Origin of the sequence: Burkholderia sp. ABCPW 14 (assembly GCF_001523835.1) — a bacterium.
In the GTDB taxonomy this organism is placed as follows: Bacteria; Pseudomonadota; Gammaproteobacteria; order Burkholderiales; family Burkholderiaceae; genus Burkholderia; species Burkholderia mayonis.
This window is the reverse complement of sequence record NZ_LOVS01000109.1, coordinates 1-20,413: the sequence shown is the minus strand read 5'-3', so window position 1 is coordinate 20,413 and position 20,413 is coordinate 1. Positions and strand designations below refer to the sequence as shown.

Genomic DNA, 20,413 nt, shown 5'->3' with positions numbered 1-20,413 from the left:
AGACAATGCAGCTCCGTCAACTGCAGGTAGCGTCGCGATGCGCGCGCCGGCGCTCCCGAACATAAAGCTCGCCGAGCATGTCCTGCAGTTTCGCCACCAGCGCATGACGCGCTTCGAGCTCGTCGTAGAGCGCGAGCGGGATGCTGGCGAAGCCGCGCACGACGAGCTGCATCAGCTCGCAGCGCGAACGCGGGTCTAGAGATGCGAAGGTCGAGCCCAGCACGTCGAGCACCACAGTCTCGATGTCGAACGGCTGCTGAAGGCCGCCCAGCATGAGGCGCAACGCCGATTCCTCGCTATAGCGGTTCTCCCGCGCGAGCGTGTCGCCGAGCATGCGCCCGACGAAAAGCTCGTCGGACGACGAAAGCATGCGGACGTTGCCGAGCGTGCCAAGCAACGGACCGAACTCGACCGGGCAACCACAGCTCGGATCCAGCGACTGCATGTCACAGGTCAACGCCGCCCCCACGTACTCCATGATGCGTTTGCGTCTGCACGCGCCGAACTGCTCGATCCAATCCTCGTAAACAACGAGCGGTGTACCGTCGAACTCCAGAAACTGGCGATAGAGCTGACGCAAACGCGCCGGGTCGAGCTGCATGCGCATGCCGAAAACCTTGGCCTTGAGCGCGACGTTGATTCCCGCCTTGATCTGCTTCTGATCGCCTTCCTTCAGCACCTCGTCGATCGCTTTCTCGATGAGATCCACGGGCTCGCCTTCGATCTTCTTGCGTCGGCGCAGCTCGCGGAACGCGAGCAGCAGATCGCTGTCGTCGCGAAACCGCTGGCGGGCTTCGCGCATCAATGTCGCCAGGTCCGCCTTCGCTCCCTCGAGCGCCTTTCCAAGATCGCCGAGTTTCTCCTCCGGCTCGGAGTCGAGAATTCGTTCGAAGTCCTCGCTACGGCGCGTCTTGCGCTCGGAAGTACGAAAGCGGCCGAACTGCGCGATGACGCTGCCCATCTCGTCTTCGACTTCCGCCATTTGCGCCTGGACGTCGAATACCACGTTCGCTTCCGCTTCCTGCCCGGCGTCGAGCGACGGCTCCGCATCGAGCCGCGCCGACGCATCTGGCATATCGCGCATGGCGCGCGAAACAAATGACGCTGCTCCGCCAATGATCGTGCTCATCAGTGATTGTCCACGTAGGGTCGCAGGAGATCGACCGTGGCGCGCAGCGTCTCGTTGCCGGCCGTATCGCCCGCCTCCCACTCCTGGCCGTCCTGCCATGCGGCACTGGGCTTGAGCAGCTTTGGCTGAATCAGAAAGACGCGGACGACTTGCTCATGCCGTTCCGTGTGGCTGCGGAAGAGCCCGCCTACCAGCGGAATCGACGCAAGCCCCGGCACGTGGTATTCGCTGCGGTTCACGTCGTCCCGCGTATTGCCGCCGATCAACAGGCTCATTTCGCGCGGCACGCGCGCCACGGTGTTGATTTCTGTCCGATTGACGAGCGGCAGCGTGCTCGCATCCGTACTATTGCTGTCGGTGCCGCTTGTGTCCGTATTGCCGTCCTCCACATCGACGACCATTTCCACCTGGGAGCCGTCCTCCGACAGGCGCGGGAGCACGCTTACGAGCGTGCCGTAGGTGACGTGATCGAGTTGCACGCTGCGCTCTCCGATCAGCTTTGTGTAGAACGTCTGATTGCTGTCGAAGGTGGCGGGCACGTTATCCTGCGTCAGCACGATGGGGCGCGACACGACGGTGGCATCGCCTTGCTGGCTCAGCGCCGTCACGTCTGCCAGAAACGCGGCGCCGTTGAGCGTGGTGAAGCCCGTCGAACTGTCCGTCTGATTGAGGCTGACCGACACGGGCCCCACGCCGACGCGACCTTGCCAGTTCACCCCAAGCTGATCAAGGCGGCTTTTCTTGATGTCGATGATCCACAGCGACAGTTCGACCTGGCGTTTTGCCACGTCGAGCGAACGAATCAGCGACTCCATGTCGAGCACCTTATCGAGGGAACCCACGAGAACAAGACTGTTCGTATCGGGATAGGCGACAGCGCGCGCGCCGTCAGTCGTATTGATCGTGATTCCCGTGCTCGACTGGGCAGGCACCGCCTGCGTCGCACCCTGCGGCGAAGGAAGTGGAGCGTCGAGCGTGAACGGCTGAACGGCATTCGGATTGGCGCGCGCGCCCGCCGCCTGCGCCGGAGCAGCCTCGTTCGAAACGTCAGACACGTTCGCGATACCCGAGCGCTTGTTCTGCGCGCTGCCGTAGATCTGTGCGAGCACCGTCGCCATGCCGGGAACGTTGGTCTTTCTATCGCGCAACGTATATTGACGATCGTTGACGAAGCTGTTCTGCAGGTGCACGACCTTGATGACCTGCTTGTCTTTCTCGCTACTACCGTGAAGCTGGTCGAGATACTTCGCCGCCGCGGTGACGAGGTTCACGTAGACCGGCGCGCCAGTCACATAGAACGTGTTGCCGAGATCGTCGCCGCGCACCGGGAAGCGAGCATCGTAAAGCCGCGTTTCACGAATGAAAGTGCGCAAGTTGCGGACGTTCGCATTCTGCATCGATACGACCGCGTTCTTGATTTCCGAATTGTCGTAGACATAGATCGAGGAACCGTCGTCGTACCAGAGCAGCGACATGCGTTCGCTCAGCTGTCGCAGCAGTGCGCGAGGATGCGCCAGATCGAACTCCCCGGTCACCGTCTTGTGCTTCGCCTTCGCACTCGGGATCACAGGCTTTTTTAGCCCGCCAGATAGTGCGTTCAGCAAAACATCGATGCCGGCGCCGTTCGCCACGAAATTCTGACCCGCCTGCGTGCCTGCGCGCGACGCATCACCATCGGTCTCGCTTTCGACCGACACGTCGGCCTTTTGCTGCACGGCGCGATGCGGCGCATCAGTGTCCGGACGGCTCACGTCAGCACGAGCCGCAACCGGCAAAGGTTCGTTTTCGGCTGCCACAGTTGTCGTACCGCCAACGGCCGACGCTTCGGCCGTCGCCGCGACACCCTGCGCCTGCTGCGCCAACGGCCCCGAATCCGCCGCCTGCGCTGCCGGCGTTGCGACCAGCAACGCACACGTCAAAACGGCGCACCATTTCGCCCTATCCACATTCATCATCGAAGTTCCTTATGTTTCCGCCTAAACTGGCCTGGCGACAGCCCGAACAGATTCTTGATCTCCTGCGAGAAGTGGGACGGTGACGCGAATCCGTGGCTCATGGCGAGTTGCGTCATGCTTTGCTGTCCCTCGACGACGTCCAGTAACGCCGTAGCCGCGCGCCACTGCCGCAATTCGCGCTTGAGGCTCTTGCCCAGCGCTTGCTTGCACAGGCGCCTGAAGTGCGACTCCGATACGCCGTATCGCTCGCTCAATTCCGGGATAGTTTTGTTACTGAGCCGCTCGCCCAATAAAAAGCGCACCAGGCCATACGTTTCCTGCGATCGGAGAAAATCGAAAAATCGCGCATCGAGGGAGCCACCGCCCATCACGCGTTCGATCAACCATCGCTCGAATTTCCAGATATTCAGATCACCAGGCGTCTCGACAATGACTTCCCGCACCCCACAACCGCTGCCGGAACGGCCAAAATCGCGCTTCATGCTGTGTTCGAGAAAGGCCAGTAGTTTTGACGCTTCGTAAACCGGGATTTTGTGGAATTTCCACGCTTGCGCGCGCGATATGATTTTGATGCCTGTCATGCATGCAATTAAAATCGATCGCGACCGATCCAATGTCAAATTACGTGTTTTGCCGTCGACCACCACCTCGATCGAAGCGTGATCCGCCACTACTTTGATTAACCAAATTGCCGGCCCGGAAAGATACTGGCAACTGCCAGGAGAGACGAACGAGCAATCAATTGTCTTGAAGCGGTTACCCATTACGGCTCCAATTAATATTAAGAAAGGCGGCAACCGATCTCGACCGGATCACGCCTCAACAGGATGTGCAGCTTATCCAAGTAGCATATTTCAATCAATCAAAATTTCCCAAAACACACGGATTTCAGAAACAAATCAGTCATTCACAATCCCGGCGTTATATTTCAAAGTTTTATAACAAATCGTTCACAACAATTTGAAGAATGAAACCCTCGCCCCCGGTATAGTTCGAGCCATGTCAGCGGCCAACCAGCCCGACGGCGGCGCCCACAATCAAGCCACCGAAAGGCTGACGGCCGATTAACCGTTGCGCGATTCAAAGAAACGCGCCAATAAACACGAAGTGATCTGGATCTGGAAATTAAGGTGATCGGATAGATGAGTAACTCGAACTGCATGAGCGAAACACGATGCCTCAGAATACTGTTCGGCCCCCTTTTTGGGGTGGATATTACACTTCCGACCGATAATGTTCTGTTTTGTGTGACGAAAGACCACTCTGGAAACAGCCATAATGGCGAAACCGGGAAGCACTCTCTTTTTTACGCGGAAAACTCGCTCTATATTCCCTATCATGAGGACAGGCCGAATTTTCGCGTGCGAATTTCGCATGCCGGAAACGATGAGTCCGATGAAAATAATGGCGCCGGCCTGGGGAAAACCATCGGAGAATCGTCTGACGAAAATGAAGCCAGCGATGGACAATGCGATTTTCAAGTCGACTTTCTGAGCCCGGACAATATCGAGACCCGGTGCGGTGAATTCAATCGCGTCTTGCAATTCGGCGATATCGCTTTTGCCATCAAAACCGAGCGCGACGAGTGGAGCGACGAAGTCTCCAGCTATTTGAATAATCCTGCTCGAATGAATGCTGCGCCGGATTACCCAATCGAAGAACCGAGTAAAACCGGCAATCGCGGCAGCGGAAAAATCCGCTTCGCCGCCACGGTGGGCGCCGTACTTCTTTTGGGGTCGGGTCTGACGGGCATTGCCTATTGGCAACTGCAGCAATACGTCCGCACGCAAAAGGTAGCGAGCGTCAGCAGCCTGCTTGCCCATGCTCCCACGCATAACGACGTGCTGCCGGGCCGGGATGGAAAGATCTACGTCGTCAGCGCATCAGAGGACGGCGACGAATGGGATAAGCAGGTCGTGCTCAAGGCCGGCCCCAAGGAGCGAATTTCGGTCGTCTCGGCCGCCGGCGAACGCGCACGGCTGGAACAGCTCCTCGATACGCAAGGCGCCGATTTCATCACCGTACGTCTCGATCACCCCGAGCGCCCCGTGCTCGTCGTCACCGAAAACACCGCGGGTACCGCGCGCGACGCAGCGCTCGCAAGCCTACGCCAAGCGGCGCCCTATGCGAAACAGATCGACCTGCAATACGCAAGCGTGCCCGCAATCGGACGCGAGGCCCGCGCGGCGCTCGAACGCAACGGCGTGCGATACCGCGAGCTTTCCCGCGCGCATGGCACGACCTTCGAGGTGGCTGGCGCGCTCAACGATGGCGAACTGGCTGCATTGCAGGAACTCGTTCTGTCTTTCGGTCACAAGTGGGGCACGCGTCGCGTCGATTTCAAGATCGCGATGCGGACCGACTGGCTGAAAGGCAAGTCCTATCGGGAAGGCGGCGAGGGGTATGTCCTGCTCGATCACGCATCCTGGTATTTCCCTCAACCTTTAACAGGTAATTATTGATGAGCACCAACAACCAAACTTCCGTGCGTAACCTGACCGATGACCTCGGCGTCTACGACGGGTACGTCGAGGATATCGGCGAATCGTTTGATAGCGGCGTACTGGATCTGAGCGATCAGTTGGCGAAGGCGCAGCAAGATCTCGAGAACAACCCATCCGATCCGACCTACCTTGCGAGGTATCAGGAAGTGATGTCCGAATACAACCTGTATCGCAACGCGCAAAGCAGCGCGGTCAAGGCGATGAAAGACATCGATTCGTCCATCGTTTCCAACTTCCGTTAAACGCCGTTTCGCGGATTGCTTCATTCCGAAGCGCTCCGCCGCGTCCATGCCCATGAACATCACGAACATTCACGCCGCCGCTGAATTGCCGAATCTCAGCGAGATCGATTCCAACGCTCAGCCGGCCGCACTCGAGGACATTCTGAAGAGCACGCTCGCCAACGCGAACGGCGACGCTAATGCCTACACGTCCGCGATCGAAGGCCATTTCTCCGATTCGACCTCTTTCTCCAATCCTGGCCAACTGGTCAAACTCCAGACGGATATCTCCAACTACAACATCTACGTCTCGCTGGCAAGCGCGCTCACGCGCAAAGCCGTCTCCGCCGTGGAAACGATTGTCAAAGCGCAATAACGCCATGAAACGCCTCGCCTCCTTAACGTTGTTGCCTGCGGTGCTGCTGCTCTCGGCATGCCACCAGCAGCAATTGCTGCACAACCTGTCCGAGCAACAGGCCAACGAAGTGGTCGCGGTGCTGCAGGCCCACGACCTCTCGATCGACAAACAGGATCTCGGCAAGTCGGGATTCACTGTCTCGGTCGGGCAAGCCGACTTCCCTGCTGCCGTCGACCTGCTGCAACAGTACAACCTGCCTTCGCGGGCACGCGTCGAAGTTGCCGAGGCGTTCCCGGCCGATGCGCTTGTCGCGTCGCCGCAAGCCGAGGAGGCGCGGCTTCTCTCAGCCGTCGAGCAACGTCTCGAACAGAATCTGGCCGCGATGAACAACGTCGTGAGCGCACGCGTTCAGGTCAGCTATCCGCTGCAGCAGGAAACGGTCGGCAAAGGCGAACCGCCGATGCACGTCGCCGTACTCCTCACCTATCGCAACGACGTCAATCACGACGTGCTCGTCAGCGAGGTCAAGCGTTTCGTGAAGAACAGCTTCGCGAACATCGACTACGACAACGTCTCGGTCCTCCTGTATCAAGCGCCATCCGTGTTCCGCACGATGGCGACCGAGCCCTCCGCTTCGGGACGCACGACCTGGCTCTATTGGCTGCTCGCGATCCCGGCTTTCCTCGCGGTGTCCGCGACGGGCGCGCTCGTCTTCGTACGGCGGCGCCGGCAAGCGCGGCTCGCCCGCGCCAAGGATGTCGAAGCACAAACGGCCGACGACGGTGGCGACGCGGCGGCGGATGAACACTCAGGCGAACGTGTCGAGCCGGCTCTCGACGAGTCGGAAGAATCCGCATGAATCCGGTCACGGTTCTGAACATCATGTATGCGCCCTATGCGTACGCGCATCCCGAACGCAGCGCATTGCCGGCAATCGCGCTCGATCGCTGCCCGGCCAGCATCGCCAACCAGTTGTTGATCGATCACTACGGCCTCGAAACGAGAATCGACTTCGAGCCGAACATCGATTCCGTGGCGCGGCGATGCCTCGATCACTGGAAACGCCTGCCGCGCATCTGCTTCCTGATCGGGGTGCGGCGTCTGCGGGCCGCGCTGATCGAACAGCGCCGCTACTTCGATCTCGACCCGATCGCGCAACGCTTCATGTGCGTGCCGCTACAAGCGGACGCAACCGCCGCGCCGCGCTCGCCACGAGCGAGCGACGTCGACGTGCTGGCTGCCGGAATCGAATGTATCGCTGCGCCGCTCGCGCGCTTGCCGAGCGCGTTGCGACAGCGTGTCCCGCTTTTGTATCCGAAGGCGTTCGATCCGTTGCGGCAGATTCGGCACGCAGGCGGCCAGATTGCAACCGACGACGCGAGTTGGAACCCTTCGCTCTTTTCTTTAGCGGTGAACTATGCCCTCGTTGACCATTCGACAATGCCCTGATTCGATCGCGCCGACGGGCGGCGTCCTGATCAAGCGCAAACCGCTGTCGCAGGCGGTCCACGCCGAAAACCTGACGCGCGAAGCAAAGCGCCGCGCACAACAGCTCGTGCGCGAGGCCGGCGACGAAGCCCAGGCGTGCTGGCAGCATGCGGCACGCGACGGTTACGAAGCGGGATTCCGTTTCGTCGTCGAACAGCTTGCCGATTACCTCATGCAATGCCGGCGCCTGAAAGTGACGCTGCTTGAACGCGTTACGCAGGAAGTTCAGGAATCCTTGCGGCAGTTTCTGAGCGACCCGGAGCTCATGCAGCGGTTCGCCGACGACTTCGCCGCGCGCAATGGCGGTTGCGGCGACCAGCCCGTGCGCGTGTCGATACCTGACAGCGCGAAGCGCATTGCTCCCGCGATACGCGAACGGTTCGCGCAGACCTACCCGGGCGTTGAAGTCACTTGCTCCAACGTGCCCGCCTTCATCGTCGAATGGGGCGAGGAAATCGCGGAATTCAATCCCTGCGACGTGGCGCGGGAATTGAGCGGCGCCGCCTTGGCCGCCTGCCTCGACGTTTCGCAGGCCATCGACGCCGATGCGCTCGCGCGAAACGTCATGACGGATGCATTGCGGCGACTCGAAGCGCCGAACGATCGCGGCGAACAAGATGCCGCTACACATGAGGAAATTGTTGATGATCAAGTCAGTTAATGCCGTCTACAGCACGGCTCGACAACAGCAAGTCGATATGGAATCGGCCAGCGGATCCCTTGCCGACATCGTGCGCAGTAGCCTGCGTTCCGACGCCGACCAGCAAGCGTCGCAAACGGAATTGCAGCAGAACACAGTGACGGATCAGACCGTCGAGGATTACATGATCGAGGCGTTCAAGAGCGACATCCTGCAGAAAACGCTCTTTCCCGACCCCGACGATCCGTCGTCGATGCCGGCGTTGGATGGAAACGGCAGTTGGTAAAACACATGTGAGACACGGCGACCCTGCCTCGTTTTCACGCACAGCATCTCTTACAGCGATATGTACAGCCGGTTGCCGTACTCCCATCGCGAGCTTGCTAAATGACACCATGCCAAAGGCGTCGGCGATACGAGCCGAAAATGTGGTCAATGTTCTAAGACATGCAGTTCATTAATATTGCGGAGTTAGATGTCAATGTCAGCATATTTTCTTAAGAGGGCCGCCGCTGTTGCCTGCTTATGTTTGATTTCTCTGCCTGCTATGGCGGAGGGTGGCATTTCCATTCGGGGAACCCGGATCATTTATCCGGAGAATTCGCGGCAGCAGAGCCTGTCGGTGAATAATTCTTCCGCCACGGACTCGTTCCTGGTTCAATCATGGGTGGAAGATGCGTCGGGCCATAAAAGCAACAACTTTGTGGTCACGCCGCCGTTGTATCTGAGTGGGCCGCATAACGAGAACACCCTGCGCCTGGTGCGCGCCGGGGGTGACCTGCCCCAGGACAAAGAGTCGCTTTATTATTTTGTCGCCAAAGCCATCCCCTCCTTTGACGAGAAAACGGAGAAAGCGGGAAATGTGCTGCGCGTAGCCGCTGCCAGCCGAATCAAGCTTTTCGTCCGCCCCTCCAATCTGAAGCCATCCCCGGATCAGGCTCCGTCCCTGCTGGAGTTCCGTCGCGCCGATGGTCGGCTGGACATTAGCAATCCGACGCCCTATTACATCACGCTGGTGAATATCAAGATTGGCGGTGTTGAGTTGAAGGATATTATGGTCGCCCCCAAGGACCATAACTCCGAGGCATTACCGCGAGCAAGCGGGAGCACCATCACATTTCACGTTATTAACGATTACGGCGCCATCACAAAAGAGATTAGCTCGGTAATTAAATAAACAAGCCAATACGTTTCTTGCCCCCAACCGGGAATAACTGGCGCGGAGTCTCTGTTTGCCCCATGCGTAGGATTCGCCATCAAATGAGTAAACAAAAAAACTATCCAGGCTGCTTTAAGCTTGCTCCATTGACAATAGCGCTTGCGGCGGTATTTTCGGGGCCGGCACATGCCGGGCTGCATTTCGATCCAGCCATGATTTCCGGCGACCCTCAGTCGGTGGCGGATCTGTCTCGTTTCGAGTCGGGCGGCGCGCAGCTTCCCGGGGCTTATGCCGTAGATATTTACGTCAACGGACAAAGCGTGGCGTCCCGTACCATCCGTTTTATTGCCGTACATGATGCAGTCGATAACGTGCCGGAAGACACATCCGCCGCATCGGGGGCAAGTACGCCACACGACGATGGCGATATCCATGACAGCACCGGACTGATGGCCTGCCTGAATAGAAAGGATCTGGTTGACCTGGGGGTCAACACGGCTGCCTTTCCGGCGCTGGCGTCACAACCGGATGACCAGTGCGTGTCGCCCGGGAAATACATTCCTCAAGCCTACACCGCCTTTGATTTCCAGAAAATGCGGCTGGATGTCAGTATTCCGCAGGCGGCTCTGCTGAACCGCCCGCACGGCTGGATTCCACCTGAACGGTGGGACGAGGGCGTCAACGCCGCCATGCTGAGTTATCAGTTCAGCGGCAGCGATAACTTCGGTAGTTACGGCAACAGCCGCAGCCTCTATCTGAATCTGACCAGCGGGGTGAATCTCGGCGCGTGGCGACTGCGGGATAACAGCATCTGGAGTAGCTACGAAAGCCGTTACGGTAACCAGAACCGCTGGCAGCATCTGAACACCTATGTTCAGCGCACCATCGTTCCGTGGCACAGCGAATTGACGCTGGGCGACAGCACCACCGGCGGCGATGTGTTTGATGCCCTTTCGTTCCGCGGTGCACAGCTGGCGACGGATGACAGCATGTATCCGGACACCATGCGTGGCTTCGCTCCTGAAATCAAGGGGACCGCGTACAGCAATGCAAAGGTCAGCGTCCGTCAGAACGGAAATGTGATTTACCAGACCTTCGTGGCGCCGGGCGCGTTCGCGATCAACGATCTTTACCCCATGTCAGCCGGTGGCGACCTGGAAGTGACGGTGACCGAGGCGGACGGGACCACGCATGTTTTCACGGTCCCGTATTCGTCCGTGCCGGTACTGCAGCGCGAGGGACATATCCGCTACAGTTTCACTGCGGGGCGTTACCGCAACTCCAGCGACCGTTACAGCAGCCCGATGTTTGCGCAGGGAACCGTGCTGTGGGGCCTGCCACACCATATCACTGCCTATGGTGGGTTGCAGGTGGCCGAGAAGTACTGGGCGTTGGCGCTCGGGGTCGGCCTCGACATGGGGCGCTGGGGCGCGCTGTCAGCCGACATCACCCAGGCCAGCAGTACGCTGGCGGATGGTTCTCATCATAACGGGCAATCCATACGCTTCCTGTACAGCCGCTCGCTGGTTTCCACCGGAACCACATTCCAGTTGATGGGCTACCGTTACTCCACGCAGGGATTCCACACCCTGGACGAAACCGCGCTGAAAGGCATGTCCGGCTGGCTCTACGACACAGACACCGTGGATGCGGCCGGTCGCCCGTTGCCGCAGAACTGGCTGAATTACTACAATCTGTACAGCAGCAAGCGGGGGCGTCTGCAAGTCAACGTTTCCCAGCGAATCGGGCGTCTGGGCTCCCTCTATCTGGCCGGCACTCACCAGACCTACTGGCACAACGCGGCGACCACAAACACCCTGCAGGCGGGCTTCAGCGGCACCTTGGGTCACGTTGGCTACAGCCTTTCCTACGGCTACAGCCGGGTGAGCGGACAGCCGCGGCCAGACCAGACACTGTTTCTGTCCCTCTCCCTGCCACTGGATAAGTGGTTGCCGCACGGCGACAGCGCGGCACATCAACATTCCGTGTGGGCGAATTACAACGCCAGTCGGGATACCAACGGCAACATCAGTCACCAAGCCGCGCTCGGCGGAACGGCGCTGGCCGAAGACAACCTTAGCTGGAGTGTGGCGCAGGGATACGGGCGTGAAGACGGCAACAATGGCGATGTCAGCCTCGGGTATCAGGGCACCTACGGCAAAGCGTCCGTCGGCTATGGATACAGCCGCAACTACCGTCAGGTGCGCTACGGCGCGTCGGGCGCAGCGGTGCTGCACGGCGGTGGCCTGACGCTGGGGCAGTCACTCGGGACGACGAATGTCCTGGTTGCCGCGCCGGGCGCCGCCGGCGTGCCGGTGGAAAACGGTACCGGCATTCACACCGACTGGCGGGGATACACCGTGGTGCCTTACGCCAGTGCGTACCGGGAAAACCGGGTCGCTCTGGACGTCAGTCGCCTGGACGACCATACGGATATTGATAATCCGGTCACCCGCGTCGTGCCCACGCAAGGCGCCTTGGTGCGAGCGGATTTCACCGCGCATAACGGCGCCCGGACCCTGATCACGCTAACTCATCAAGGAAAACCGCTGCCATTCGGCACCACGGTCAGCACCGGTGACGGCAACAGCAGCGGCTTAGTGGCCGACGGAGGGCAGGTTTATCTGTCCGGTCTGGCACAGGACGGCAATCTGAAGGCGCAATGGGGGAGTGCCCCGGACCAACAGTGCACGGTGCATTACCAGTTGCCCAAAACGGCGCTTCAAGTCCCCCTGTTCCAGACAGAGGAGGTCTGTCAGTAACTCTCCTCAAATACGTTTTTTCAACCAGCGGTATTTACCGCATTTATTTCCAAAGGAAAATAGCATGTCTTTGACTGTCAAAAAAATCAGCACCCTGGGTGTGATTACCGCCGCCCTGTTTGCCGCATCATGGGGCGCACAGGCAGCCACAGCGAATACCGCCTCGGCGACCGTTAACATTACTGCCACGGTCGTCGGGAAGACCTGCACGCCAAGCTGGACCGCCGACGGGGTCTCGGTGAGCCTTGGCTCAGTCGCTTCGACTGACTTGGCAGCTCAGGGCGATGTGGGAGCACTCAAACCCTTCACCCTGTCCCTGACAAACTGTGATTCCGGCGTGACGAAGGTCTCGGTCATGGGCGTCGGTACGGCTGACGGTACAGACTCCACAGATTTCGCCAACAAAGAAAGTGGCGACGACGCTGCGGCCGGCGTTGCGGTAGCCCTGTTTGGTGGTCCGGCACAGGATACGCAGATCAAACCGGACGGCACCACACCTGTGGAGTACCCGGTGTCGAACGGTGGCGTAGACATGACATTCCTCGCGAAGCTGGTGCGCTCGGCCGCAACCGCAGATACGCAGTCCGACGTCCTAAAGCCGGGCAAAGTATCTAGCACCGCGACGCTGTATATGACCTACGAGTAAGGGCATGCTGCCAGCAGCTACAGACGATCAGTATGCTGCCTGGCAGGCCGCATTTGAATGGCTCTGCCAGCGAAGAACCCGGCATCCACCCAACGCGGATGTCTGGCATCTTCGCTGGCGATGGTCAGAGCGCGGGGCCAGTCTGTATCGTGCTGTCAGGGATGGCCGGTACCGACTGTCACCGATGCTCGTGCAAGGTCGTGGGGAGGACGCATTGGCCATGTGGTCAGCGCCGGACGCGCTGGTCCTGAAATGGGTGGCGTTACAGGTGCAACATCAGTTGCCGCAGCACGAAGCCTGTACCCATCTGAAGGGAGCGGGAGTTCGAGCCAGTCTACGGCTGGTGAGTGAAGCTCTGCGCAGCGGGATATACCGGTTTGTGCACCGGACGGATATCCGGGGGTATTACGAACATATCCGCAAGCCGGAGGTAATGGCACTGGTAAACCGCCATGTGCCAGATCCGGTCTGCCGCGAGCTGATTTACCAGTATCTCCATTACAGCGTCGAGCAGGGCGGTGAAATACACACGCCGGCATACGGCATACCGCGTGGCTGCGCACTGAGTCCCCTGATCGGTGGCAGCCTGCTGCACCATATTGACGGTTATTACCGAAGCCAGAGTCCACATGAATTGTTTTATGTCCGATACATGGATGATTTTTTGCTGCTCGCGCGATCACGCTGGACGCTTCGACGGTCCATCGCGCGGCTGGCGGAATTCTTTAACTTCAGCGGCTTTGAGCGCCATCCCGACAAGACCCAGACCGGACGCCTCGAGAAGGGGTTCGACTGGCTGGGCGTCTGGTTTGGCGCCGAGGGCCCCGCCATTTCTCCTCGAGCATTAAACAACCACCACGAACGATGCCTGCGGCTTTATGAGCAGGCCCGGCGGCGAGGTGCCTCCCATTTTGAGGCCGCTGCCCGGGTGCAGGCATATGAAACACGATGGAAAAGTTGGGCCCACGGGCTTCTGCGCGTGTGCTCGCCTCCCACCCGCACCCACTCCTCAGCACCCCTATGAAATATCCCGTCCACCACGCCGTGTTCGCCCTCGTAGCCCTGACCGCCGCCCTACCCGCGCCCGCCGCCGACACGGTAAGCTGCACTGGCCCGGCGTCGACCTTCCACAACACTGCTACCGCCGCCCCGGTCAGCACCAAACTGCACTTCGAGCTGGACGCCGTGAAATGCACCATATCCTCCGCGCCACCCGACGCCGTGACGTGGTCCTTTACATCGAACGGATTCACCTCTGACGGCACATGTGACGGCACTGCGCAACGGCTCGGAACCACGGCGTTGGACAGCGACAAAGGCGTCCTCACCGTCACCTCTGTCCTCCAGCCCGGCGCCACGGCATCGGGTAAGGCGGAACTCCTGCTAAAAGTCAACCATAACTATACGGCCGCCACCGTCACCTTCAACAACTCCGCGCCCGCCAACCCCGGCCTAACCGTCGAATACGTCAAGGACGTGCGGCTCACCACTACCACCGGGGCAGCCGCCCAGGAACAGCTCGTCACGGGCAGCACCGGCACCGGTGCGATCCGCGTCATACCGTCCGCGACCTCCACGACCGGCTATGGTGACCTAACGACCGGCGACCCGGACGGCACGCCTCTGCACTGGCTTATCCCAACCGCAGACTCCAGCACGACGCCCGGGTGGGTGCTGTCTGTCGGCCCCACGTACGACGTCAAAATAAACCCCGACCCCGTGCCACCCGGCGTCTACACAGGCTCCGCGACCATCGAGCTAACCTGCGAATAACCTGAAGCCTACACGCGCAACCTTCCACAGTGCATACTGATTAGGCCTTCTGGCAGGAGGCGAAGTGCCGGGCGGTCAAGTTCCACGAAGGCGCAGCGGCGGCAGCCGGGCAGCTTCATGAACGGCCTGTTGTTCAGCTCGACAAGCAGCGCGGCGATTGCGCGATTGGCTTCGTCGAGGCCGAACAGCCGCTGGTTGCGCAGCCGCGCCAGAATCCAGCGCTGTGCCAGGAGCACCGACTGCTCGACCTTCGCCTTGTCGCGGGGCCGACGTTTGCGTGCCGGGATGATCGCCATCGAGTAATGGGCAGCCATCTCGACGTAGGTCCGGTTCAGAACCGGCGCGTAGAGTCGGCCCTTGAGTAAACGGGCATTGAAGCACGTCCTTGCCGGCGATTGGACTTATAGATTTTTTTCGGGAAGGCGCCGGCCCTGCTTCCATGGAAGCAGCGCCTCGTAATCCTCGGCAGTTTTTGCATGCGGCAGGGCCTTAAACAAATCGACGAGATACTGGTAGACGTCGATGTGGTTGGCGAGGCACGTTTGAACAAGCGAATAGAGGATTGGCGGAAGCCTCGCGAAACCAACCTCGTCTGCAAAAAGCCATACCTCCTGCCTGCCGCAAGCTCGCATACATTCAGCCCATACCGGGCAGGAAGTTGAAGTCCATTGTCGTTGGCATCCACCGTATGGTCGCCGCGTCAAGGTTCGAGACGTAGAGAATCGCAGCGGCGGCCGCGTGGTGCATGTCGACGCGGGCCCTGGAATAGTCAAGGTGGTGGCAGCGTGGATGCTGGATCGCGCAGTGTGTTCCGCCATGGAGCTCGGCGAGCCGAGGGTTACCGTGGCGGTGCTATGCGCCCTGCATCGGCTGCTTGTTGATCGGCGCTTGCGAGCAAACTCGCCGGACAGTTCCACCTTCGCCGGGAGAAACGCAATGGGCCAGCTGCCAAGGGGTGCTCAAGCACGACCGCAATCGCCGGCGGTGACGCCGCGCCAGATGAACATGGTGTTCGACAACGTCGAGCTTCAGGGAATGAACGCGGCGCAACGCGCAAAGGTAATCACGCATCATGCAAGCCTGATGATCCAAGCCGCCGGCGCAACCACCGGGAAGGAGCGTGACGATGACGAACGCTGATCGTTTGCCGGCGCCCCTTCTCCAGCGCAAGGCAGTAGTTTATGTCCGTCAGTCGACGCAGGCCCAGGTCCAGATGAACCTCGAGAGCCAGCGTCGCCAGTACGAACTCGTGGGAGAAGCAAAGCGCCGCGGGTTTCGCGATATCGAGGTCATCGACGATGATCTGGGTCGATCGGCGAGCGGAACGGTGGCCCGGCCCGGCTTTGAGCGGCTGGTGGCATTGCCTGTGCCGGTGAAGTCGGAGCTGTCCTTTGCCTGGATGCATCACGTCTTGCCCGTAACGGGCGCGACTGGCACCATCTGCTCGAACTGTGTGGTCTCGTCGAGGCGCGGGTCATCGACCTTGATGGCGTGTACGATCCCTGCCGACCGAACGACCGGCTGCTGCTCGGCATGAAGGGCAACATTAGCGAATTCGAGCTCAACGTGCTATGAACGCGCATGCTGGATGCCGCGCGTTCCAAGGCTCAGCGCGGTGAATTGCGCATCAGCGTGCCGATTGGCTATCTCTGGCATCGTGATGTCGGCCTGGGTCTTGATCCCAACCAACGGCAGCAGGAAGTGATACGCATGATCTTCACCCGCTTTCGCGAACTGGGTAGCGCACGGCAGGCTTTCCTGTCGTTACAGGCCGAACAAATCCACTTTCCGCGTCCGACCGATGGCAGGACCCTGACGCATTTCGACTGGACGCTGATACGTTACCGTAACGTGATCTCGGTGCTCAGGAATCCGTTCTATGCCGGGGCCTACGCATATGGCAAGAGTGGGAAGCAGACGACCATCGTCGATGGCCGTGCACATTAGACCTACAAGCACCGCGATCAGATTGCCGAAATCGAATGCGGATTTCGGTGATGGAGCCATTTTTTGATATCGATTAACCGAGTTCCGTCATAAGCTGGCAACCAGCATATGCTGAAAAAACCGTTCTGAGCAGAGATGAATATTCGAAACCTTTTTCCTTTGGGGCGCACTACGGTGGCCTACCGACATCGAGGTATCGCCCCGGACAACCATCCGACTCCACACAAGATAGAACGGCCGGAAATCAGCTATCCCAAAATGCTCGCGCATGACATGCTCCCCTCGCAATTGCGGTCTTCGGATAGCCGCTCGCTCCATGCGCCTTTCACGCTGCAATGTCATCAGCTGGATGCCGCCCGTGCGGCACTCGACAAGCTTGGATACGGCAACACACCCGATGCGCAGCTGCTAAAAAATATGTCCGCGCAGCTGAGCGCCAGCCGATACAATGAAGACCGGCCGGTCCTGCCCAAAGATACGGCTTCGATGAAGCGGTTGAACGACGAGTTGGTTCAGATCATCGCGCGCCACCTGCGCAATATGCGTACTGCGCCAAGCACCGCCCTCCAGGAAGCTAGAAAGCTGCTACGTCAGGCCGGTACCGAATTGCTCAATCAGCAGGAGTGGAAAACCATCACCACCACGGTGACATATGACGGTCGCAAATACGGTTGTGAACTGACGCCGGCTTCACAAATGAAGCTCGGCACACGGGACATTTTCGAACGCCCGTACAACGACCAGGGAGTATGCAGCGCGTCCACGACGGAAGCGCAGCATGCAACCAACCTATGGCAGTCGGAACTGGCTGCCTTGCAGGAAGACGGCTCGAGCAAACTGCTCTTCAAAGGCATTCGCCACGGCGTTCTATCGCCTTTCGGTCTGAACGATCCCGTGTTGCGCGAGCAAGGAGCGATTCGCCGCGCGAAAGAGGTTGCTGCCGCCGCCCTTTTTTCTCAGCCGGACAAGTTGCACAACGCGCTGGCCGGCGAAACCGTCACGCTAAGGCTCGCGTCCTGTTCGCTTCTCACGCCGTTCGGCAACGAAAAATCCATGCTGCGGGACCAGGCGGCAGCCTGGAAGGCGCTAAGCGGGCGCATTCAACCGATCGCGTTGAGCGTTCGCGATCAGGACGGTCAACTGCGCGACGTAAAAGTGCGTCTGGATGTAGCCGCGTTCAATTTCGGCGTCAACGAGCCTGCGTTAAAGCTTGGGCTCGGTCATCGTGAGTCGGACAAGATGAACGAACAGGCTTTGCACACCTTGCTCGGGCCCGACCTGAATCCCGCTGCGCCGCTTGGGGGCTGGGTCGGCCAATATCTGACTGGACGGCCGGAAAATGCGGAACGTATCAGGACGATGGCTACGCAATTGAAGGAAATTTGGGCGCAGCACGCGCACCACAAGGACGGTGGAGAGCCGTACAAGGCCGCCCAGCGAGTAGCAATGCTCGCGTATGAGATCGGCGCGGTCCCTTGTTGGAACTGCAAGAGCGGCAAAGACCGAACCGGGATGCTGGACGCCGAAATCAAGCGCGAGGCTATCGCGCAGCACGAGGGGCACCTGCCGAGCCGCCCGATGGCCGGACTGACAGAATCCATGAAGCGCCTGTTCCGCGCCGTGCTCCTGGACGGCGGTAACCTGGAGGTGCAGGAAAAAAACACAGGCGCGGTCGGCAACAAAGTCCTCAAGACGCTGCCATTCAGGCAGCTGCTGAACCTGTCCTACGCGAAGCGCATCGGCGATGCCGGCGTGCACCAGCAGGCGCGAGGATTGTCGTCGCTCGTTTAACAGTGGAAAAGACATGTACAGCTTGTTATCTCTGTTGTATGAAACCTTGGGATTGGAATGGGACGACGAGGATCCGGTACTGTTCTTCGAAGAGAATCTGGCCGTCCACTTTGACGAAACGCCCACCGGGTTGGAGATGGTCTGCCCGCTGGGCGCGCTGCCGGAAGATCCGGAAACGTTGAAAAGATTGTTGCAATACAACTATGCCGGCAGCGTGATACTGGCGGCGGACGCCGATGAGTCCTTGCTGTTGGCGCTATCGCGCATATCTGGCGAGCGCAGTGGCGAAGAACTGCACGATGCCTTGAAAGATCTGGTCAGCATCGCGAATCACTTGAAAAGCGAACTACGACTCGATTAGGGTTCCGACTCGGCCGACGGGTTGCGGATCATCAGGCCCATGGAATCAATGGAATTGATACCTCGCGGGAGCCGACGAGTAAGATCGTGCGATGAAGCACACAAAATTGCTTTATCACGGCCATCGCTTTCCGGCTGCGGGGCGCCGTGAAATGAGTCGAGGGGACGCACGTCACGTTCCCGAATGGGTTAGCCGCTCCTCGCGCCGGTGTGCGGCGCGAGGAGCCATGCATATCTCGCATGGCTAGCTTTGGCGATCCAAATGCGCTGCACACGACCATACTGCCGAGATTCCGGTCCTGCTATTGGCGGCATGGCAAAACTTGCCTGGCCGCGTGTCAGCTCATCGCCGGCCCAATAATCGAGGAAGTGATCCGCATCTCCATCTCTTGCATGTTTCGCGCACCATTCGATTTGAAGGCTCAAGACATTGATATCGTTCAAAAACGCCGCGAGAAAATTGACGTCAAATACGTTGGTGTCTGCCATTCAGAATGAATCGGACACTTTCGTTGAGGACACGCTGTGCCGCCAGCGTTACTCTGAATATATTAATCATATCGTTGAAACGGAATAAATTATGCCATCAAATATCACTGGCCTTACACCCATAGTCGCATCAAGCATTTCTCGCCTCATGAATCGTCAAGAAGATGCAGATGGAAACTCCATCCTGAGCCAAAACAAGGGTAACCAAGATCATCAAATTTCAGAAAATAATATCGATAATTCGGCAATACGCCACGGAAATATCGAATCCGATTGCATTGAACATAAATGGACTTCAATTCGTAACGACATTAACCGGGTGTCTTTAAAATACGGTAGTTGCTACTCAGACATGGTCTACGGTGTTAACCGTCTCCTGGTCGACCGGGGAATTGGCATTACTCAAAAGACTGGCAAATCCATTATCGACAACCTTCACAAGGTCGAGAGTGGCCAACGATCGCAATCAATGGCTTCGCTGCGTGAAAGCGGCAGATTCGTTTGCGACACGATTCGTAGCATCAGTCGCGGCAATCCTCGGGAGGCAGCCGCTAATGCGAGCGGCGTTCTCCTCAATGGAGCCGGCAGCATGCTGTTTTTTGCCAAATACGACGAAGCAAACTTGCCTTCTGAGGTTCAAGCGAGCTATGTCAGCAGTCATCCCTGATGGCGATCTCGAGTCTGAGGTTGCCCGCTCCATTTCGTATGCGCTAACTGGGCGTTCGTTATGCCGCCCGCTGTCGCTGTGCGGCATACCAACTTCTCTCGATCTGCATCGGCGTGGGATCGTATAAGCGCCGCGATGCGATCGCGCTTGGCGATACCGCATGGCTTGCGACCAATCCAAAAATCCGAAGTGGAATTCGGTTGAGTTCGGAGGGCAAAACAATCGGCGTCGGAGCGAACTGGCAGCACTGACTTTGCGGGTGCTTTATGCGTGTCGGCCGGGCGCTGTCAGGTTGGTGGACCGACGGCGGTAGAATGAGACGATGAAGAAGACGGAATCGCTTTATCACGGCCACCGCTTCCCTGCTGTCGTCATCAGTTGCGCGGTTCGCTGGTATTTGTCGATGGCGGTCAAAATCCGCGCTTTTCCGGCGGCGTCACGTAACGGCGGCATGACACAAGTTTCAAAATCGACGTTGCAGGAGCGACGAACCTGTCGGAAGCGGGATATTGACGCGGGGCGCG

23 protein-coding genes and 4 pseudogenes are annotated in these 20,413 nt (G+C 59.0%); 21 read left to right on the top strand and 6 right to left on the bottom strand.

Features of this window, described 5'->3' with window-relative positions; all coding sequences use genetic code 11:
- Nucleotides 1-16: 16 nt before the first annotated feature.
- Genes sctW through WS62_RS16330 form a run of 3 tightly spaced genes read right to left on the bottom strand, consistent with a single transcriptional unit; the run spans nt 17 to nt 3,848 of the window.
- On the bottom strand, nt 17-1,129 hold the full coding sequence (gene sctW / locus WS62_RS16340) for a type III secretion system gatekeeper subunit SctW (protein WP_066572605.1): 1,113 nt from the start codon (nt 1,127-1,129) through the stop codon (nt 17-19).
- The gene (sctC, locus tag WS62_RS16335) at nt 1,129-3,084 is read right to left on the bottom strand and encodes a type III secretion system outer membrane ring subunit SctC (protein WP_066572604.1); all 1,956 of its coding nucleotides are present in this window, start codon (nt 3,082-3,084) and stop codon (nt 1,129-1,131) included. The genes sctW and sctC overlap by 1 nt, the downstream gene beginning before the upstream one ends.
- The gene (locus WS62_RS16330) at nt 3,081-3,848 is read right to left on the bottom strand and encodes a helix-turn-helix domain-containing protein (RefSeq protein WP_082721019.1); all 768 of its coding nucleotides are present in this window, start codon (nt 3,846-3,848) and stop codon (nt 3,081-3,083) included. The genes sctC and WS62_RS16330 overlap by 4 nt, the downstream gene beginning before the upstream one ends.
- 378 nt (nt 3,849-4,226) lie before the next feature.
- Here WS62_RS16330 and WS62_RS16325 point away from each other — a divergent pair, with 378 nt between their 5' ends.
- From WS62_RS16325 to WS62_RS16270, 12 genes are all read left to right on the top strand, one after another.
- Complete coding sequence (locus WS62_RS16325) at nt 4,227-5,546, top strand: PrgH/EprH family type III secretion apparatus protein (RefSeq protein WP_082721018.1); 1,320 nt, start codon at nt 4,227-4,229, stop codon at nt 5,544-5,546.
- Nucleotides 5,546-5,830 carry a type III secretion system needle filament subunit SctF gene (gene sctF, locus WS62_RS16320; protein ID WP_066572600.1) on the top strand — a complete coding sequence of 95 codons (285 nt, stop codon included), beginning with the start codon at nt 5,546-5,548 and terminating at the stop codon, nt 5,828-5,830. The genes WS62_RS16325 and sctF overlap by 1 nt, the downstream gene beginning before the upstream one ends.
- A gap of 52 nt (nt 5,831-5,882) precedes the next feature.
- A complete protein-coding gene (sctI, locus tag WS62_RS16315) occupies nt 5,883-6,185 on the top strand; it encodes a type III secretion system inner rod subunit SctI (RefSeq protein ID WP_066572598.1) in 303 nt (100 codons plus the stop codon).
- Nucleotides 6,186-6,189: 4 nt separating this feature from the next.
- Entirely contained in the window at nt 6,190-7,026 is an 837-nt protein-coding gene (sctJ, locus tag WS62_RS16310; protein WP_066572596.1) for a type III secretion system inner membrane ring lipoprotein SctJ, read from the top strand.
- Entirely contained in the window at nt 7,023-7,616 is a 594-nt protein-coding gene (locus WS62_RS16305; protein ID WP_066572595.1) for a type III secretion apparatus protein OrgA/MxiK, read from the top strand. Before sctJ ends, WS62_RS16305 begins: the two co-directional genes overlap by 4 nt.
- A complete protein-coding gene (locus WS62_RS16300; protein ID WP_156441012.1) occupies nt 7,585-8,316 on the top strand; it encodes an HrpE/YscL family type III secretion apparatus protein in 732 nt (243 codons plus the stop codon). The genes WS62_RS16305 and WS62_RS16300 overlap by 32 nt, the downstream gene beginning before the upstream one ends.
- Nucleotides 8,300-8,581, top strand: a complete 282-nt coding sequence (locus WS62_RS16295; protein WP_156441011.1) for a hypothetical protein — start codon at nt 8,300-8,302, stop codon at nt 8,579-8,581. The genes WS62_RS16300 and WS62_RS16295 overlap by 17 nt, the downstream gene beginning before the upstream one ends.
- A gap of 195 nt (nt 8,582-8,776) precedes the next feature.
- Nucleotides 8,777-9,472 (top strand): fimbria/pilus periplasmic chaperone, encoded by a 696-nt coding sequence (locus WS62_RS16290; protein WP_066572591.1) that lies wholly within the window; start codon nt 8,777-8,779, stop codon nt 9,470-9,472.
- An 83-nt stretch (nt 9,473-9,555) separates the two neighbouring features.
- Nucleotides 9,556-12,216, top strand: coding sequence for a fimbrial biogenesis usher protein (locus tag WS62_RS16285; protein WP_082721017.1), 2,661 nt, complete (start codon nt 9,556-9,558; stop codon nt 12,214-12,216).
- 64 nt (nt 12,217-12,280) lie between these two features.
- Nucleotides 12,281-12,862, top strand: coding sequence for a fimbrial protein (locus WS62_RS16280; protein ID WP_066572587.1), 582 nt, complete (start codon nt 12,281-12,283; stop codon nt 12,860-12,862).
- 220 nt (nt 12,863-13,082) lie between these two features.
- Complete coding sequence (locus tag WS62_RS33920) at nt 13,083-13,886, top strand: reverse transcriptase domain-containing protein (RefSeq protein WP_231748320.1); 804 nt, start codon at nt 13,083-13,085, stop codon at nt 13,884-13,886.
- Nucleotides 13,883-14,635 (top strand): hypothetical protein, encoded by a 753-nt coding sequence (locus tag WS62_RS16270; protein ID WP_082721015.1) that lies wholly within the window; start codon nt 13,883-13,885, stop codon nt 14,633-14,635. The genes WS62_RS33920 and WS62_RS16270 overlap by 4 nt, the downstream gene beginning before the upstream one ends.
- 6 nt (nt 14,636-14,641) lie before the next feature.
- Here WS62_RS16270 and WS62_RS16265 read toward each other — a convergent pair.
- Nucleotides 14,642-14,982: pseudogene (locus WS62_RS16265) on the bottom strand (IS21 family transposase); the annotation flags it as partial.
- Nucleotides 14,983-15,036: 54 nt separating this feature from the next.
- Nucleotides 15,037-15,240 (bottom strand): annotated as a pseudogene (locus WS62_RS36515) (transposase domain-containing protein); the annotation flags it as partial.
- A gap of 184 nt (nt 15,241-15,424) precedes the next feature.
- Here WS62_RS36515 and WS62_RS38205 point away from each other — a divergent pair.
- The 6 genes and pseudogenes from WS62_RS38205 (at nt 15,425) to WS62_RS16245 (ending at nt 18,734) form a co-directional block, all read left to right on the top strand.
- Entirely contained in the window at nt 15,425-15,775 is a 351-nt protein-coding gene (locus WS62_RS38205) for a hypothetical protein (protein WP_231748319.1), read from the top strand.
- Nucleotides 15,762-15,938 (top strand): annotated as a pseudogene (locus WS62_RS38820) (recombinase family protein); the annotation flags it as partial. The gene WS62_RS38205 and the pseudogene WS62_RS38820, both read left to right, overlap by 14 nt.
- A 56-nt stretch (nt 15,939-15,994) precedes the next feature.
- Entirely contained in the window at nt 15,995-16,210 is a 216-nt protein-coding gene (locus WS62_RS38650) for a recombinase family protein (RefSeq protein WP_331460076.1), read from the top strand.
- 6 nt (nt 16,211-16,216) lie between these two features.
- Entirely contained in the window at nt 16,217-16,582 is a 366-nt protein-coding gene (locus tag WS62_RS38195) for a recombinase family protein (protein ID WP_231748318.1), read from the top strand.
- Nucleotides 16,583-16,717: 135 nt separating this feature from the next.
- Nucleotides 16,718-18,373 carry an inositol phosphate phosphatase SopB gene (locus WS62_RS16250; protein WP_156441010.1) on the top strand — a complete coding sequence of 552 codons (1,656 nt, stop codon included), beginning with the start codon at nt 16,718-16,720 and terminating at the stop codon, nt 18,371-18,373.
- A 13-nt stretch (nt 18,374-18,386) separates the two neighbouring features.
- On the top strand, nt 18,387-18,734 hold the full coding sequence (locus tag WS62_RS16245) for a CesT family type III secretion system chaperone (protein ID WP_066572572.1): 348 nt from the start codon (nt 18,387-18,389) through the stop codon (nt 18,732-18,734).
- A 188-nt stretch (nt 18,735-18,922) separates the two neighbouring features.
- Here the strand turns inward: WS62_RS16245 and WS62_RS36510 are convergent, their stop codons facing one another.
- Nucleotides 18,923-19,222 carry a hypothetical protein gene (locus tag WS62_RS36510; RefSeq protein WP_156441008.1) on the bottom strand — a complete coding sequence of 100 codons (300 nt, stop codon included), beginning with the start codon at nt 19,220-19,222 and terminating at the stop codon, nt 18,923-18,925.
- 148 nt (nt 19,223-19,370) lie between these two features.
- On the opposite strand from WS62_RS36510, the gene WS62_RS36505 reads away from it, so the two are divergent.
- The 3 genes and pseudogenes from WS62_RS36505 to WS62_RS38190 form a co-directional block, all read left to right on the top strand.
- Nucleotides 19,371-19,889, top strand: coding sequence for a hypothetical protein (locus WS62_RS36505; protein WP_156441007.1), 519 nt, complete (start codon nt 19,371-19,373; stop codon nt 19,887-19,889).
- 47 nt (nt 19,890-19,936) lie between these two features.
- Nucleotides 19,937-20,140 (top strand): YadA-like family protein, encoded by a 204-nt coding sequence (locus WS62_RS37450; RefSeq protein ID WP_197422855.1) that lies wholly within the window; start codon nt 19,937-19,939, stop codon nt 20,138-20,140.
- Nucleotides 20,141-20,211: 71 nt separating this feature from the next.
- A pseudogene (locus WS62_RS38190) lies at nt 20,212-20,413 on the top strand (hypothetical protein); the annotation flags it as partial.

Bases quoted from the DNA above. Each gene is read 5' to 3' on its own strand.
- sctW (WP_066572605.1), bottom strand. From the start codon at position 1,129: ATGAGCACGATCATTGGCGGAGCAGCGTCATTTGTTTCGCGCGCCATG.
- sctC (WP_066572604.1), bottom strand. From the start codon at position 3,084: ATGATGAATGTGGATAGGGCGAAATGGTGCGCCGTTTTGACGTGTGCG.
- WS62_RS16330 (WP_082721019.1), bottom strand. From the start codon at position 3,848: ATGGGTAACCGCTTCAAGACAATTGATTGCTCGTTCGTCTCTCCTGGC.
- WS62_RS16325 (WP_082721018.1), top strand. From the start codon at position 4,227: ATGAGTAACTCGAACTGCATGAGCGAAACACGATGCCTCAGAATACTG.
- sctF (WP_066572600.1), top strand. From the start codon at position 5,546: ATGAGCACCAACAACCAAACTTCCGTGCGTAACCTGACCGATGACCTC.
- sctI (WP_066572598.1), top strand. From the start codon at position 5,883: ATGAACATCACGAACATTCACGCCGCCGCTGAATTGCCGAATCTCAGC.
- sctJ (WP_066572596.1), top strand. From the start codon at position 6,190: ATGAAACGCCTCGCCTCCTTAACGTTGTTGCCTGCGGTGCTGCTGCTC.
- WS62_RS16305 (WP_066572595.1), top strand. From the start codon at position 7,023: ATGAATCCGGTCACGGTTCTGAACATCATGTATGCGCCCTATGCGTAC.
- WS62_RS16300 (WP_156441012.1), top strand. From the start codon at position 7,585: ATGCCCTCGTTGACCATTCGACAATGCCCTGATTCGATCGCGCCGACG.
- WS62_RS16295 (WP_156441011.1), top strand. From the start codon at position 8,300: ATGATCAAGTCAGTTAATGCCGTCTACAGCACGGCTCGACAACAGCAA.
- WS62_RS16290 (WP_066572591.1), top strand. From the start codon at position 8,777: ATGTCAGCATATTTTCTTAAGAGGGCCGCCGCTGTTGCCTGCTTATGT.
- WS62_RS16285 (WP_082721017.1), top strand. From the start codon at position 9,556: ATGAGTAAACAAAAAAACTATCCAGGCTGCTTTAAGCTTGCTCCATTG.
- WS62_RS16280 (WP_066572587.1), top strand. From the start codon at position 12,281: ATGTCTTTGACTGTCAAAAAAATCAGCACCCTGGGTGTGATTACCGCC.
- WS62_RS33920 (WP_231748320.1), top strand. From the start codon at position 13,083: ATGTGGTCAGCGCCGGACGCGCTGGTCCTGAAATGGGTGGCGTTACAG.
- WS62_RS16270 (WP_082721015.1), top strand. From the start codon at position 13,883: ATGAAATATCCCGTCCACCACGCCGTGTTCGCCCTCGTAGCCCTGACC.
- WS62_RS38205 (WP_231748319.1), top strand. From the start codon at position 15,425: ATGCTGGATCGCGCAGTGTGTTCCGCCATGGAGCTCGGCGAGCCGAGG.
- WS62_RS38195 (WP_231748318.1), top strand. From the start codon at position 16,217: ATGCTGGATGCCGCGCGTTCCAAGGCTCAGCGCGGTGAATTGCGCATC.
- WS62_RS16250 (WP_156441010.1), top strand. From the start codon at position 16,718: ATGAATATTCGAAACCTTTTTCCTTTGGGGCGCACTACGGTGGCCTAC.
- WS62_RS16245 (WP_066572572.1), top strand. From the start codon at position 18,387: ATGTACAGCTTGTTATCTCTGTTGTATGAAACCTTGGGATTGGAATGG.
- WS62_RS36510 (WP_156441008.1), bottom strand. From the start codon at position 19,222: ATGGCAGACACCAACGTATTTGACGTCAATTTTCTCGCGGCGTTTTTG.
- WS62_RS36505 (WP_156441007.1), top strand. From the start codon at position 19,371: ATGAATCGTCAAGAAGATGCAGATGGAAACTCCATCCTGAGCCAAAAC.